Origin of the sequence: Paenibacillus sp. GCM10027630, assembly GCF_042676305.1 — a bacterium.
GTDB lineage: Bacteria > Bacillota > Bacilli > Paenibacillales > NBRC-103111 > Paenibacillus_S.
This window is the reverse complement of record NZ_JBHTGY010000054.1, coordinates 27671-43592: the sequence shown is the minus strand read 5'-3', so window position 1 is coordinate 43592 and position 15922 is coordinate 27671. Positions and strand designations below refer to the sequence as shown.

General features: G+C 46.4%; 11 protein-coding genes. 10 read left to right on the top strand and 1 reads right to left on the bottom strand.

Annotation, left to right across the window (positions count from 1 at the left end):
* The first annotated feature begins 190 nt into the window (after nt 1-190).
* Together rpoN and ACFQ0C_RS25950 are read left to right on the top strand one after the other, a co-directional pair.
* On the top strand, nt 191-1507 hold the full coding sequence (rpoN, locus tag ACFQ0C_RS25955; protein ID WP_379370919.1) for an RNA polymerase factor sigma-54: 1317 nt from the start codon (nt 191-193) through the stop codon (nt 1505-1507).
* A gap of 67 nt (nt 1508-1574) precedes the next feature.
* Complete coding sequence (locus ACFQ0C_RS25950; protein WP_379370917.1) at nt 1575-2948, top strand: sigma-54-dependent transcriptional regulator; 1374 nt, start codon at nt 1575-1577, stop codon at nt 2946-2948.
* 416 nt (nt 2949-3364) lie between these two features.
* On the opposite strand, the gene ACFQ0C_RS25945 is transcribed toward ACFQ0C_RS25950, so the two are convergent.
* Nucleotides 3365-3868, bottom strand: coding sequence for an NUDIX hydrolase (locus tag ACFQ0C_RS25945; protein ID WP_379370915.1), 504 nt, complete (start codon nt 3866-3868; stop codon nt 3365-3367).
* Nucleotides 3869-4102: 234 nt separating this feature from the next.
* Between ACFQ0C_RS25945 and galE the strand changes: the two genes are divergently transcribed.
* From galE to ACFQ0C_RS25905, 8 genes are all read left to right on the top strand, one after another.
* Nucleotides 4103-5116: a UDP-glucose 4-epimerase GalE gene (gene galE / locus ACFQ0C_RS25940; protein ID WP_379370913.1), complete on the top strand. Its 1014-nt coding sequence runs from the start codon at nt 4103-4105 to the stop codon at nt 5114-5116.
* A 179-nt stretch (nt 5117-5295) separates the two neighbouring features.
* The gene (locus tag ACFQ0C_RS25935) at nt 5296-5475 is read left to right on the top strand and encodes a YjfB family protein (RefSeq protein ID WP_379370911.1); all 180 of its coding nucleotides are present in this window, start codon (nt 5296-5298) and stop codon (nt 5473-5475) included.
* A 198-nt stretch (nt 5476-5673) separates the two neighbouring features.
* On the top strand, nt 5674-7980 hold the full coding sequence (locus ACFQ0C_RS25930; RefSeq protein ID WP_379370909.1) for a helix-turn-helix domain-containing protein: 2307 nt from the start codon (nt 5674-5676) through the stop codon (nt 7978-7980).
* 847 nt (nt 7981-8827) lie between these two features.
* Nucleotides 8828-9685, top strand: a complete 858-nt coding sequence (locus ACFQ0C_RS25925; RefSeq protein ID WP_379370938.1) for an ABC transporter permease — start codon at nt 8828-8830, stop codon at nt 9683-9685.
* Between the two features lie 12 nt (nt 9686-9697).
* On the top strand, nt 9698-10618 hold the full coding sequence (locus tag ACFQ0C_RS25920; protein ID WP_379370936.1) for a carbohydrate ABC transporter permease: 921 nt from the start codon (nt 9698-9700) through the stop codon (nt 10616-10618).
* A 59-nt stretch (nt 10619-10677) separates the two neighbouring features.
* Complete coding sequence (locus tag ACFQ0C_RS25915) at nt 10678-12264, top strand: extracellular solute-binding protein (protein WP_379370907.1); 1587 nt, start codon at nt 10678-10680, stop codon at nt 12262-12264.
* 93 nt (nt 12265-12357) lie between these two features.
* Nucleotides 12358-13815 (top strand): sulfatase family protein, encoded by a 1458-nt coding sequence (locus ACFQ0C_RS25910; protein WP_379370905.1) that lies wholly within the window; start codon nt 12358-12360, stop codon nt 13813-13815.
* 46 nt (nt 13816-13861) lie between these two features.
* Nucleotides 13862-15901, top strand: coding sequence for a family 10 glycosylhydrolase (locus ACFQ0C_RS25905; RefSeq protein ID WP_379370903.1), 2040 nt, complete (start codon nt 13862-13864; stop codon nt 15899-15901).
* The last annotated feature ends 21 nt before the right edge of the window (nt 15902-15922 follow it).

Below are 15922 nucleotides of genomic sequence, written 5' to 3'. Positions count from 1 at the left end.
TGCAAATTATACTCGGAAATCAGGGTTTCAAAGGGGAAGGAAAACGTCCGAAAGCCTTATGGGAGCTAAGCTCTCGGATATTTACGGGCATCCGAGCCCCCCTTAAGAACGGCTCGACTAAAATCTAGTTATTTTTATTTAAATGCTGCTATTGTATAATATTTATACACTCGAATGGTAGGTGAACCGGATGAATGTAAACCATGCGGCAGTATTGCAGCAAAATTTGAACCTGACTATCACGCCAAAACTCATTCAATCCATGCATATATTGCAATTATCTTCAGCGGATTTAGTTAGCTACTTGCATGAGCAATCCTCTGAAAATCCGTTGCTTGAAGTCAGCTGGACCGAGAACAAGAGCCGTAGAAGCAAGGTAAAGCAAGCAGCTAACAATGGGAATATGGCTTTTGTAGAGCTTACCGCAAACGAACCCGATACGCTGGAGATGGTGCTGATAAGCCAGCTTCGCCTGACTGAGCTCAATAATCGCTCTTATAATATTGCAAAGTTTTTAGCTGGAAGCCTAAATGAAAGCGGTTTATTAGATATTTCACTTGAGGAAGCGGCATATTGCTTGCAAGTGGAGGTCACGGAAGTCGCAGTAGCACTAGAAGCCTTGCAAGCCTTAGAGCCTGCAGGGGTAGCAGCGAGAACGCTTCAAGAATGCTTGCTCATTCAACTCCAGCGGGCTGAGAAGGCCGATCGCTTGGCGGAAGTGCTGATTAGTAATCACATACATGAGCTAGGGTCTGGCAAATGGAAGCACCTGGCTCAAGTCCTGAATGTTTCTTTGGAGCAGGTAAAACAATCACTGGCATTTATTCGAACGCTAAATCCGCGTCCAGGTCTTCCTTACAGACACGAGCGTCAAGTTGATCTAAAACCGGATGCCACGATACAAAAGAAAAGCGACGAGTACGTTATTATGCTGCATGAGGATGGAATGCCTAAAGTGTCTTTAAATACACAAGTCCAGAAGCTTTGTGCTGAGAGCGATTGCAAGGAAACGGGAGATTACGCAAGAAAGCGTATTCAGACCGCGACGTGGCTGATCCAAAGCTTGGACCAAAGAAGGCAGACGCTTTACCGGGTGATTGAGGCGATTACTGAAGAGCAGCAGCTTTTTTTGGATAAAGGGTTATCTTATTTGAAGCCAATGAATTTGAAAACGATTGCTGATAAACTAGAGCTCCATCAATCCACGATAAGCCGCGCTATCCAGAACAAGGTGGTCCAAACGCCGCATGGCATGTTTGAATTGAAATTTTTCTTCGCGACTGGATTAATAACTGCAGATGGAGAAGCTGCTTCCGCTGAACGGATCAAATGTCGAATTCGGGAGCTAGTTGATGCAGAGAATAAAAGCAAGCCGCTCTCGGATCAACTGCTTACCGATACGCTAACCAGGGAGGGCCTTCAAATTTCCCGGAGAACGGTCATGAAGTATAGGGAGGAAATGCAAATTTTGTCTTCGCGGTTACGAGGGGCAGAGAGTGTAAACTAGCAGAGGCTGGAAACGAGAGTTTATTTCCAAAGTAAAGCCTTATCATACAAGTAGGAGGCAGATCAGAATGGCTTATTCTTTTGGAATTTTGACCGTTGATGACGAAGAGGATTTATGCCGTATCATCTCCCATAAGCTGAAAAAGTCAGGTTTTCGAACGTTTCAGGCGATAACTGGGGATGCGGCATTACAAATTGTCAAAGAAGAGGATATAGATGTTGTGATCCTTGATTATATGCTTCCTGACCTTACTGGACTAGAAGTGCTTCAGAAAATTAAAAGCGATTTTCCCCATGTGGAAGTGATAATGCTAACCGCATACGGAAATGTAGAGAATGCTGTTGATGCTATGAGGCTGGGGGCATTTGATTATCTTAATAAACCAAGCGAACTGGAATTGATTAAAGAAATTGTTGGGAAGGCATGCGATAAAAAACGTCTTCAGCTCGAAAATCGGGTTCTAAAGGAGCAGCTTGCGTCAACGAGCGACCACGAAGAGCTGGTATTTCAAAGCGAGAAAATGAAAGGTGTCCGTGAGCTTTTTAATAAAGTGAAGGAGACGGATGCATCCATCTTAATATTAGGGGAAAGTGGAGTTGGGAAAACAGCCCTATCCAAGTGGATACACAAGATTAGCCAACGCAAGGACAAGCCCTTCGTTTCCATTAATTGTGCGGCCATTCCTGACTCATTACTGGAAAGTGAGCTGTTCGGATACCAGAAGGGTGCTTTTACAGGCGCAACAGAATCAAGGGCAGGGAAATTTGAGGCTGCCGACGGCGGTACTATTTTTCTCGACGAAGTTGGGGAAATGCCTCTAGCCATGCAGGCGAAAATGCTCCACATCATCGAGGAAAAAACATTCATGAAGCTAGGGAGCAATTCCTACCGAAGCGTTGATGTGCGAATTATTACCGCAACGAATAAGGACATTAAGAAGCTTGTCAAGGAAGGGCAGTTCCGACAAGATTTGTATTACCGTTTGAATCTGGTTGAAATCGAAGTGCCGCCGCTAAGGGAACGAAGAGAAGATATTCCATACATGATTATTAATTATATCCATAAGCTTAATCATAAATACGGCAAGCAGGTGCAGCTGTCTGACGAAACGATTGCAATGCTTACGGCTCACGATTGGCCTGGGAACATCCGAGAGCTTCTCAATATGCTCGAAAGAATGCACATTGTTCATTCAAGCGGCATGATTCATTTGCATGAGATTTCGGGTGAACTCTTTTTCCCCCAGCATGTAGAGACTGAGCCTGTGGGCACCCGTAAAATAAAATCCGGTCAGTTGAATTTGCAGAAGGCTAGCACATCCTGCTGCTCCATGACCTCCTGCTTGAAAAATTCTCCCGATCGGATAATATTGCTGGTGCGATCATTAGTACAATATAAAATTTTAAGCTGGGGCATAGTACCACTCCCTCATAGTCCGTGATCAAAAGGGGGCTATTTAAACAACCCCTTATACTAATATAGAATATGCAGTAATAGATTGCTTGCTCTATGCTTAAGACTAAATAGAGTAGATTCAGGACATAACCCAGATCCATAACAACTTGCTGGCAAGTGTAAAAACGAAATAAAACCTCCCCCTGCTCATCAAGTAACACTGTAACGGAGTTACGATGTTAAGTGAGCATGGAGGAGGCTATTTGTTCGCGAGAAGAGCTTCAACCGGGTCAACCTGTCTCTGACCGATGAGTACAACTCAAAGTTGAATAAGCTATCAGTCCATTGCAATATGCGTACCATGACTTTGGCTGAGGTTATCGTTCGTCTCTGCCTGAACAACACCAACATCATTCAATATAGCCAACTTAGATGCAATATAAACCTGGAATGCTAAATTTATTAAACAAAATAGGGCTCATATACCTCATGCACCTTCAATAAAGCTTCAGGCTTGCCACTAAACCATGCCCATTCTCCCACACGCGGCTCCCCAGCTGAAGAGTAACGTATGGATTCATCCGGTTGGGACAACAAACGGCAGCGGTATAGAAAGGCGATAAAATGTCCCCTATCCCGTTTACTGATATCCAGATCCTGAACAAATCTGCAAGGCTCCAGATCGAAAGCGAGGTTGGCTCCCAGTTCAATCTGCCCTACTTTAATGATACGGTCCTCGAATCGCTCGTTATGCCGGATAACGCCGCCCGGAAGATGCCAGCCTCTACCGAATATCTCATCATCTCTCCATGTAAACAGCGTTCGATCCTCATCGTCTTTGATAAGCAGGTCTACAGAAATAAGGGGGGTCAACCGGCTCACAAACAAAAATAAATCCTCGGGAAGACCATCCCTGTCTTTAGTAACTTGGTTCTCAAGAAAATATATAGCTTCTTTATTGTTCATACGAGGGTTCCTCCAATGTTATAAAAGCATTCTGGCATCTATGTGAGAAGAATATATAAAAATCTTAATAAACGGAGCCGATATTTGCAATGGGTGGCACAGCTTTTTCATGCAGGTGACTTTTTGCACAACGAAAGATTAGTCTACTATTATTGGAATCCATTAATCAGGTTGTTATAATAAATAAGCAATCCGTAGGAGCAATATCGACCATCCATGATTGGAGGCTTGGCAATGGCAGTACTGGTTACAGGCGGAGCAGGCTATATAGGAAGTCATACATGTGTCGAGCTGCTTAACAACGGTTATGAAATCATAGTTGTGGATAGCCTAACGAACAGCAAGCCGGAAGCTTTGAAACGTATCCGTGAGCTTGCAGGTAAAGACTTTCCATTTCACCACTTGGATCTTTTGGACCGCTCGGCTGTTGAAGAGGTATTCGCTCACAGCAGCATAGAGGCGGTTATCCATTTAGCTGGACTTAAGGCCGTGGAGGAGTCGGTGGAGCTTCCTTTGCGCTATTATTATACTAACATTGCTGGAACGCTCATCCTTTGTGAAACGATGCAAAAGTACGGTGTCAAAAAACTGGTGTTCAGCTCTTCAGCTACCGTATATGGAATGTCGGAAAACGTTCCGATATCAGAGCATTTTCCACTGGCGGCAACCAATCCTTACGGACAGACGAAGCTTATGATCGAGCAGATTCTTCAGGATCTTTACATATCAGATAACAGCTGGAGCATTTCGCTTCTGCGTTATTTTAACCCTATTGGGGCTCATGCCAGCGGAAGAATTGGTGAGGACCCCAATGGAATACCTAACAATCTGATGCCTTATATTTCTCAAGTTGCGGTTGGAAAGCTGAAGGAGCTTATTATATTTGGCAGCGATTATCCGACAATGGACGGAACCGGAGTTAGAGATTATATTCATGTGGTCGATTTGGCTATTGGCCATTTGAAGGCGCTTGAAAAGGTAACGGTCAGCAGTGGAATCGAAGCCTATAATCTAGGTACTGGAAAAGGCTACAGTGTGCTGGAGATGGTTCGTGCATTCGAGCAAGCTTTTGGGGGGATGATTCCTTACCGTTTTGCAGAGCGCAGATCGGGAGATGTGGCCGTATGCTACGCGGACCCGTCTAAGGCAGAAGCGTTATTGGGTTGGGCTGCGGTTAGGGGAATTGAAGAGATGTGCGAGGACTCCTGGCGCTGGCAGGTCAATAACCCTAATGGATACGATGATTAATGCTTAATGGGATGAAAAGGTAACAGGCTAAAATATTAACACTGTAGCTGCAGTGTGTACGATGCCGTTTCTTTAGTAAAGTGTTGAACTATAAAGAGTCGGAATACCGCAGCCGATAATAAAGTGTGGGCCCTTGCTATCCCTTGGTATGCATCCAGAAAAAGAAATGAGTGATGACAATGGAAATCAACAGCGCTTTAGCCGCCGTGAGCAGCGGAGATGCCCTTCAGCAGGCGGTTGGAATCACCTTGCTTAACAAGGTGCAGGATACTCAAGCAGCCCAAGCGGCAGTGATGCTGCAGGATTTTGCTGCCGCACAGCATCCTTACCTGGGCAAGTCGTTGGACATTAAAATTTAATGCCCCTCAGAACCACCCGAAGAGCCTGAATCCCTTGGAAACAAAGGGTTCAGGCTCTTTGGCAATTAAGCTGATTCACGCTTAAAGTAAGTGGCTTACATATATAAATCATGTTCAATTCCACCAGGCTTTCTTGTTATAATAAATACATATAGGTCAGTGACCATTGTTTGTAAATTCGAAGGGCGGGGAACGGACATGAAAACTATTTTGCTGTCCAAATATTTTTCGCGATTGTTTTGGTACAGCGTGTTCATTGTCATCCTTCCCGTCATTGTGCTGGGGAGCTTCTCCTACTACAAGTCATCTGGCATCGCGCTGCAGAAAGTAAATGAAGGCAACTCGCAGATTACGCTGCAAACCGAACTTCGCGTTGAGCAATTTCTGAAAGCGGTTGATGCCGCATCGATGCAGCTCGTCACTTCGCCATTGGTAAATAACTCGCTGGATCGTGAGCTTTCTTACCGTGAGTTTCAAATGATTCAGGAGCTTCGTGAGTTCATGCAGCGTATTCAATCTTATGATCTGGGGATTCAAGATGTTCAACTCATTAACATGTCGCAAAAGTGGATTATTGAAAATAGCGGGATGTACCGTTTTGACGACTATGCAGTGAATATGGATATGGTATATATCAAAAACAGTAAAAACTCCTTCTGGTCTGCCTCATTCTCCAACAATCCCTTAACCTCAACGATCGGGAAAGGCTACGGTATTCATTTGATCCGCAAGCTACCCTTAAATTCCCAAGCTCCCACAATGGTAGTCGTTATTAAAATCGCACCAGGTGAAATCAGTAAATTAGTAGAAAATATTCCGGGAGGCGGCAAAACCTACGTTTTGGATGAGAATAATACCGTCTTGTCCAGTCCGGATGGCTCCATAAATGGACAGCACTTTCCCATGGATGAACCGCTTGGCAATATTATGAATCAACCAAACCCTCCGAACACATTCAAGGCGGTATGGATGGACAAGGATGTGTCCGTTAACCTCCTTCGATCTTCATATAATGATTGGAAATATGTTACCATGGCGCCCATTGTTGAGGTTACCCGCGAATCGAGAGCCATCGGCTGGATTACATTTCTGATTTGTTTAGGCATTGTTGCGGCTGCTTCTGTTATCACTTACCTGCACTCTAGGAGATTGTACCGTCCGATACTCAAGCTGTATGAAGCTGTCAAGGGAGCATCCGATCCAGACTCTGTTCCTCTAAGTGATCTGAGAACGCAGGACGAATTCCAGTTCATCAGCGAACGCTTCCAAACGATGAAGCTGACGCAAAATCAAATGGAAACGCAAATGCAGAGACATCTTCAGCAGTTGAAGGACTATTTTGTTGTCAAGCTGCTTCAAGGTGAGGTTATGACGACAGATATTAGTGAAAGCCTGAAAATGTTTCATTCTTCATCCGCTTGGAAAACCAAAGCTGTATTAGTCACCCAAATCGACACCTTCGAGGGCTGCCGATTTCGCGAATCAGATAAAGATTTATTGCTATTTGCTATCAATAATATGATTAGCGACATCATCCCTGCAGAAAACAGACTGAGCCCGATTCTGATCCATCCGTCACAGGTCACGTTGGTTGGGAGCGATACGGATGACAGGGAGGCATTTAAAAACAGCCTATATGTGACGGCAGAAAACATCCAGGCTACAATTCGTGGCTTCCTCGGACTCAAAATCAGTATCGGCGTCAGCCGGCCATACTCCAAGTGGAGCGATATGCCAAGAGCGTATCAGGAAGGTCTGGAAGCGCTAAAATACCGGATGAGAATAGGGCAGGAAGCGGTTATTTTTATTGAGGATCAACAGCCGGTCCAGCGTGTTAAGCCTAATTATCCGGAAGCTATTGTCGGGGATATGTTGGATGCGATTAAGCTGTTGGAAATCGAGCGGGTTGACGAGCTGCTCAGCCAATTTATTAAGGATGTTTTTTCCAAGGAATGCACCCATCAGGATTATCAGGTTTTTTCTGCAAGGCTTCTCATCGAATTGATCGATTTGGCTAACCAAATGGGAGTTACTTGGGATCTCGCGGGTGAAAGGCATCAATCGCTTTTTGAAAGACTGCTTGAAATGAATTCAGCATCCGAGATCGAGCATTGGTTTCGTGAAGACATTATCGGCAAGGTTGTTGAAGCGGTGGAGCAAGCAAGAGCAGCTCAGGATACAACTATAACCGATAAGGTGCTGAAAATAATCCACGAGTCGCTCGAAACGGACTTGACGCTTGAGGCGTGTGCGGTGCGGCTGCATTTTCATCCAAGCCATGTGAAGAGGGTGTTCCGCCGTGATGTGGGGGTCAGCTTCAGCGAATATGTATCGGCACATAGGCTTCAAACAGCCAAGAAATGGCTCACCCAGACGCAAATGAAAATAAATGAAATAGCGGAAAGGCTGCAGTACAACAATGCCCAGAATTTTATCCGCTACTTTCGCAAAATGGAAGGCATGACCCCAGGCAAGTACCGGGAGCAGTATAAAACCTGGATGTGACGAATGATGAAGGTCAAGGTCAAATAAGAACTGCTGGGATGAATCCGCATGTAAGCTATGTGCGGATTTTTTTCTGTTGAACGAGAGCGTATTTGGCTTCGTTCAATTAGTTACCACCTAATCGGCAGGCTAAAGGAACTGGAGTGCGTTAATTAGCTATGCAGACGCGATTATTCAAGTGAGACGGAACGTTGATCACTTATTTGCTTGAAACGGGGCATTTCGAGCCGGGCGGAGATGAAATAAAGCATTGTAGTTCCGTGTAATTATGAATTTGAAGGCTTGCAGGGCAAATAGAGGAATGACGTTCCGTTAAGAGCTTGAGTCGGAGCGAACGATCCCTACAGAGCAGATCGATTATCGAGGAACTGGTTGAATGTCCATTCCCCACTGGAGAATAAGGAAGCAGCACAGACCGAGTAGAACAAAAGAGGGAATGGGTATGGGGTGGAAAAGCGACAGCGTCCGCCTTTGAAATCGTATGTGTACCGCTAAATAAATTCATAGCATACGATTTCAACAGCGATTGGAACCCCATACCCAATTCCCTCCCAACGCACAAATGTAGGGGTCTGCACCCAAAATTCGATGATCTTCCCGGAAGTTTTTTCGAAATAGACTGCGCTCCTCTCGCACTACCGCTGCATTTATTTCCAAAATGATTAGATGATCTCAGATGATTATTGCTCCCTCCGTAGACTCGAATGATCTCTAGAGATTGTAGACGTTACAGGCGGGAGCCTCTATATTGATGGCAAGCGGCTCACTAATGCAGAATGGAGGGGTTAACCCATTGGATCGTTTGTACCTGCTCTCTTATGTATCCAAATATCGCTGGCTGTATTTGATGCTGGCACCCGGATTTTTTTACTTTGTCATCTTCAAATATATACCGATGTGGGGAGTTTTGATTGCTTTTCAAGATTATCAGGTGTTTCAGGGTTTTTTGGCTAGTAAATGGGTAGGGTTGAAGCATTTTGAACGTTTTTTTGAAGATCCGGTTTTTTGGATGCTGTTTCGCAATACATTCGTGCTTGCCTTCTATAACCTGGTCTTCTTTTTCCCTCTGCCTATAGTGATTGCTTTGATGCTCAATGAAGTGAGAAAAGAGCTGTTTAAGCGTACGGTGCAGACACTTATCTATATCCCCCACTTTATCTCATGGGTCGTTGTAGTCGGAATCGCCTATATCTTCTTCACAACAGAGGGCGGTATCGTAAATGAGTGGATCGCAGCACTTGGATGGGAGAAATTGAACTTTCTTGTTAGTGAAGCCTGGTTCCGTACGATGGTCGTTTCGGAGCTGATGTGGAAGGAAACCGGATGGGGAACAATCATTTTTCTCGCAGCACTAGCCGGGGTTGATCCACAGCTTTATGAAGCTGCACACATGGACGGCGCCAATCGGCTTAGACAGCTGTACCATATTACACTTCCGGCCATCCGCAGCACGATCATTATTTTGTTAATTCTTCGTCTGGGGAGCTTTCTTGACACCGGTTTTGAGCAAATTTTTCTGATGTTAAACCCGCTAAACCGTCAGGTAGGGGAAGTATTCGATACTTATGTGTACAGCATTGGTATACAGCAGGGGCTTTTCAGCTACAGCACCTCTGTTGGATTGTTCAAATCCGTGATCGGACTCGTTTTGGTGCTGAGTGCGAATTACATCGCCAAAAGGTTCGGGGAGGAAGGAGTTTACTAGCGGGTGGAAACTATGCAAAAGCAAGCTAAGGCCGGACAGAGGCCGTATATCGCGGTAAAACGAAAAGGTGGCAAATCGGTGGGCAGCCTGTTGTTCGATGGGATCAATTACTTGCTGCTGACAATGTTCGCGATTGCAACGATCATTCCGTTTCTTTATATTTTGGCAGGCTCTCTGACACCAGCGGACGAGTTAACTAAACAAGGCTTTGTCCTTATTCCTTCCCGTCTGACGTTAGACGCTTATAGTTATTTGTTGGCTTCCGAGGCGGTTATTCGGGGGTTAGGGGTTTCCATTTATATTACGGCGGTCGGTACTTTCATCAATATTTTGTTTACTGTGCTGATGGCTTACGCGTTAGCCCGCAAAGAACTGAAGGGTCGACAGCCTATCCTGCTAATGGTCATTTTCTCAATGCTGTTCAGCGGGGGGATGATCCCAACCTTCCTGATAGTCAAAACGATGGGGCTGCTGGACAGCTATTGGTCATTGATGATTCCCGGGGCGATTAACGCCTTCAACCTGATAGTTATGAAAAACTTTTTCCAACAGCTGCCTGAAGGCTTGGAGGAGTCGGCCAAAATGGACGGCTGCAATGATCTGGGTATTTTATTCCGTATAGTGATCCCCCTCTCGTTGCCGGTCATTGTCACCTTCGTCATGTTTTACGCAGTAGGCCATTGGAACAGCTATTTTACAGCCATCCTGTACATTAACGACACTGAGAAATGGCCGCTTCAGGTTCTTGTTCGGCAGCTGATCATTTTATCTCAGGGAGGTCTTGGCGAATCGAATCAGGACAGCTTTAACATTCCAGCGCAAACCGTGAACATGGCCATGATTGTCCTTTCCACACTTCCTATATTGATGGTGTATCCTTTTTTGCAGAAGCATTTTACCAAAGGGATTTTGCTGGGATCGGTTAAAGGTTGAGTCGTTTAAAAGTCCGTTTCAAAATGTAAGCTCAATTTAATTTATGGAGGGAAAGCAAAATGAACAAGAAGAAGCTTTTGTCCAAAAGCATAGGCTATATCAGTCCGGTTATTGTGCTTGCGGGTTTGCTGGCAGGATGTAGTGGGGGGAGCAACGCCGGTGGTGGGAAATCGGCAGATAAAGGTACGCCTTCCGTAGACGCTAATGCGCAGCAGACGAAGACTCCGCCTAAAGAACAAGCTAAAGAGCCTAAGAAAATCAGCCTGATGATGGTATATTATTTTGCCGAGCCACCTAAGAAAGACAACATTATGGTCAAAAAGATTGAAGAGATGACCAATACGAAGCTGGATATTACTTGGGTTCCGAACTCTGCTTATGATAATAAGGTGAATGCAACTATAGCCTCGGGCCAGCTTCCGATGGTAATGAATGTGCAAAACAACAAGCTTTCTACGATTCTATCCGGTGTTCGCTCCAATATGTTCTGGGAAGTTGGCGGTTACCTGAAGGACTATCCGAATTTAAAAAGCTTGTACAACGAGCAAACAACCTACAACGCCTCTATCGATGGGAAGCTGTACGGCATGCCGCATCAGCGTCCGCTTGGCCTGCAGATGCTGCTGTACCGCAAAGACTGGCTGAACAATCTGGGTATGAAGCCGCCGGAAACGATAGATGATGTTTATCAAATGGCCAAAGCATTTACGGAGCAGGACCCGGATAGGAATGGTAAAAAAGATACCTACGGGCTGGTCGAATTCATGCCCAAGCTGCTCAGCCAACAAGGCTTCGGCAACGCTCTCGCCTGGTTTGGGGCTCCTAACGGTTATGGGGTGAAGGATGGTAAGCTGTTCCCGGATTTCACCACGGATGAGTATATGGAGGCTATGAAGTTTTACCGTAAAATGTTCAGCGAAAAGCTGATGAACCAGGACTTCGCAGCCATTCAACAAGGGCAGGCATGGGATGCGATTGCCAAGGAAAAGGCGGGTCTATATCCGGCGGTTGTCGCTCATGCTACTATTCCTAACTGGGCGGCCTTATATCAGGCTAACCCGAATGCGAAGCTGGACTTCGTCACACGTATCAAAGGACCCAAAGGGGAGAGGGTGTTTGCCTCCAATGGATTTAACGGGATGTACATGTTCCCCAAATCAAGCATTAAATCGGAAAGTGAGCTGAAGGATACGCTTGAGTTTATCAATCAATTATCCGATCCGAAGGTGGAGCAGCTGCTCGTTAATGGTATTGAAGGGCGGCATTATAAGATGGAGAACGGCAAGCCGGTTCGACTCGATCAAAAGCTGTACGACGAAGAAGTAACATCGGTCATCGAGCTGCTGATCACGGATTGGAAGCCTAAGCTCATGACGGGTTCTCCAATGGATGAGAAGGTAAATAAAACGTATGTGGAAAACACATCTATAGCCGTAGCTAACCCGACTCTGCCTCTTGTCTCGAATACACAGATCGAAAAGGGCAGCGAGCTGGATAAATTAATAAATGATGCACGTGTCAAATACATTTATGGAGAGGTGGACGATGCTGGCTGGAAGAAGGCGATCGATCAGTGGAAGAGCAACGGGGGAGACAAGATCATTGATGAATTAAACGCGGAATATGCCAAATTTACGAAAAAGTGATATGTAAAGCTCAGGCGGTGCTGCTGTGGAAGGAATCATTAAAAACCGTGAATGAAAGCATGCTTTCAAAACAACTGCAAAGGAGCGAATCTCTTGGAAAATGGCTTAGGATCAGGAGTGAAGCCTAATGTGATCCTGATTACATCCGATCATCACCGCTGGGATTATATGGGCTGTGCAGGCGAGGAATCAATTAAGACCCCGAATTTGGACCGTTTGGCGGCTCGCGGAACAATGGTTAACCGGACTTATTGCAATGCCCCGCTCTGCGTTCCTTCACGTATTGCGATCACATCAGGCCGGTATCCAATGAATACCGGCTGCTTCACTAACCGCCATGCGATAAATCCGCAGATCCCGACGTTTCTGCATGCCTTGAGAGGGAATGGCTATCACACGGCGATGATCGGCAAGCTGCATCATCATGTCCATGTTTGGGATGGCGATTTTATCGCACATGAAGCGGATGTTCACACACTTGGATTCGAGCATGTGCACGAAACCTCAGGCAAGATGGGCAGCGGCAGCATCGGCTGCGAATGCCAATACACCCGCTTTCTGCGGGAGCAGGGCCTGCTCGAAGCCTACAGAAGCTGGACCGGCCGGTTCCGGCAGGGGAACGCTACGATGCAGCCGGAGGAGGCATGGCCCTGGGATAAGGAATTTACCCAGGATGCTTACATCGCTCGCAAAGCTTGCGAATTTCTGGAGCAGGTTTCACCGCATAAGCCGTTTTATCTTCATCTTGGTTTTGTTGGGCCACATGATCCTTATGATGCGCCACAAGCCTATAGGGATCTAAATGTAAGCGATATCAATATGGGGGATCGGATTCCTTCAGGTACAGCAGGGGAGGGCAGACGCCGTGAGCTCGCCAAGTGGCAAGCTTATGCTGCCTGCATTACGGAGGTGGATGATAGGATCGGGCGAGTGCTGGGCACCCTTGAGGTGGCAGGGAAGCTGGATCACACGGTCATCTTGTATACTTCGGATCACGGTGACAATGCAGGGGACCATGGCTTTTGGGGGAAAATCAATCTGTACGAGGGATCCGTTCATGTTCCGTTTATCGCCGCGGGTCCCGGGATTAGGCAAGGTGCAGCTAGCGAAGCGATTGCCGAGCTTATCGATATTGGGCAGACGGTATGTGATTTTGCAGGCTGCTCAAGCCATTATTTGGATCAGGGTTTGAGCTTGAAGCCTCTGCTGACAGGGGATGTGGAGACTCATCGGATGGATGCCTTCTGTGAGATGGGCAGCGATAAAATGCTCTATGACGGCAGATACAAGCTGATGTACGGCGACTTGACCCGGGACACGCGCAAGGAGCTGCAGGCGGCACCCTATCATGGCCCGGCCTTCGGGCGGCCGGTGAATTTGCCGCCCGATCGGATTTCGCTCTACGATTTACTCGAAGATCCTTACGAGCAGCGGAATCTTGCTGATGATCCAGAATTCCGCGACATTGTAGCGGAAATGAAAGAGAAGCTGCTGAACCGGCTGCTTCGCAATATGCAGAGTGTTCCCGATGACGCGGGAAGTGTTTTATAGATAGGTGAATGAGGAGTAAGTAAGTGAGGAGAGGGGAGCTTGAACAGTGAAAGATAATTGGTTCAGCAGTCATATACGCCAGGTGCATGTCGATTTTCATATGCCGGAATTTCCTTATGATGCGATTAAGGATTTTAATGCCGAGACCTTCGTAGCTGAGTTTGTCCGGGCAAAAGTTAACGTTATCGGTATTTTTACGAAATGTCATTTCGGTAATGCTTTTTACGACAACCAAGTAGGTCACAAGCACAGGGGGCTTGCTCAGGACTTTTTCGGAGAAGTGCTGGAGGAGGCCCATAAACACAATATTAAGGTGATTGCCTACTATTCATTGGGGACGGATGCTTATGCCGTAGAACATAACCCTGATTGGTATCAGATTGATAAGGACGGCAACAAACGTGGAGGTAAAGGAACGGTATGGGAGCTTCCGTGCATCAACAGCCCTTATCGTGAGGAGCTCGTGATCCCGCAGCTCAAAGAAATTACAGAGAAATATCCGATGGACGGTTATTTGATCGATATTCCCTATCTGTGGGATCACCATTGCTTCTGCCGGTATTGCCAAAAGAAGTTTTCAGAAGAATACAGTATGGAGCTGACACCTGAGCTGCTCGCATCCAACCCCAAGCTGGTCAATGGATTTGCGAAGCAATCCGCCGCCCGTTGTATGCAGGAAATTTACGATGTCGTTAAGGCTATTCGTCCGGAAGTGCTCGTTAACTGCAACGGTGCCTGGAAAATGGGTGAGCCTGCAGAAATTAATGCGACAAGCGATTACGGTCTATGGGAATCTCAGCCTGCATCGGGTACGTTTCTATGCCACTCAATCCGAGCTCGCTTTGTTCGCAGCCTTCCTGTTCCGGTCCAGATTATGACCGTACGATTTACGGAGGGCTGGGGGCTGATGAGCTGCAAAACAGCGGAGCAGCTGAAGTATGAGTTTGCGACAATTATGGCAAACGGCGGTGTCATTAATATTGGCGATCAGGTGCTGCCGAGCGGCAAGCTTCAAAGCGGTGTATACGATATTATCGGGGACGCTTTTTCGTTCATAGAGGAGAGGGAGCAGCTGTGTATCGGCTCCACTGCGACGAAGCACATAGCGCTGATTGGAAGCTACACGGAGAACTGGTATTTCGAGCAGGGTGACTCGGCGACTCTGGGTGCTGCCAAGATGCTGATTGAAGGGCATCACCAGTTTGACATTTTTTTCAATGATGACTTTCCTAATCTGTCGGCATATAAGGTTGTTGTACTGCCCGAAACGGTACGGTTAAACCAACAGTCTACTGAAAGGCTTGCTGAATTCGTGCGTCGGGGAGGTTTGCTGCTGGCGGCAGGGGAAGCTTCCTTGAACCAAGGTGGAGGCGGGGGGAGGACCAACTTCTTGTTGGCCGAGGTGCTTGGCGTGGATTATCTGGACAGAACTCCATATCCTTTTGCCTACATGACCGAAAATACTGAGCTATGGGAGGGTACCGCAGCGATCCCTCAGCTTGTTGAAGGGCCGTTTCTCAAGGTGAAATCTTCTACTTCAGAGGCTTTAAGCTACATACAGTGGCCGTTAACTGTTCCGGCGCCGCAGAGAGCATTCCGTCACCCTATTCCACCTGCGGGCAGGATCAGTGATTTTCCGGCAATCACCGCTAACCGATTTGGCCTTGGTGATGCATTGTATATATCAGGTCCTATATTTTCAACCTATTGGGATAACAACCACTTTTGGCTGCGGCGGATCGTCAATAATTTGTTGAACAAATACGATAGGGATAGGCCATTTACCGTTGAAGCTCCGCCTACTGTAGAAGCGAATCTGATGGAGAAGGACGGGGTTCGTTATCTTCATCTGATCAATTTCCATAATGGCCATTCAGGCAGCCGTAAACAATCATTTTATGATCCCATTGAATCCATAACTCCTGTGCACGATGTTAAAGTGATGTTTCATGATACCGCAATTAAAGAGGTCATCCAGTGGCCGGAAGGGGCGGTTTTGGATTTAAGCTTAGACTCAAAAGGCAATGGAATCCAAATCATTGTGCCAAAGCTTCATATTCACAGCGTTCTGGAGATGCGGTATTAGACGGAAAAAAGCAGTTGTCTG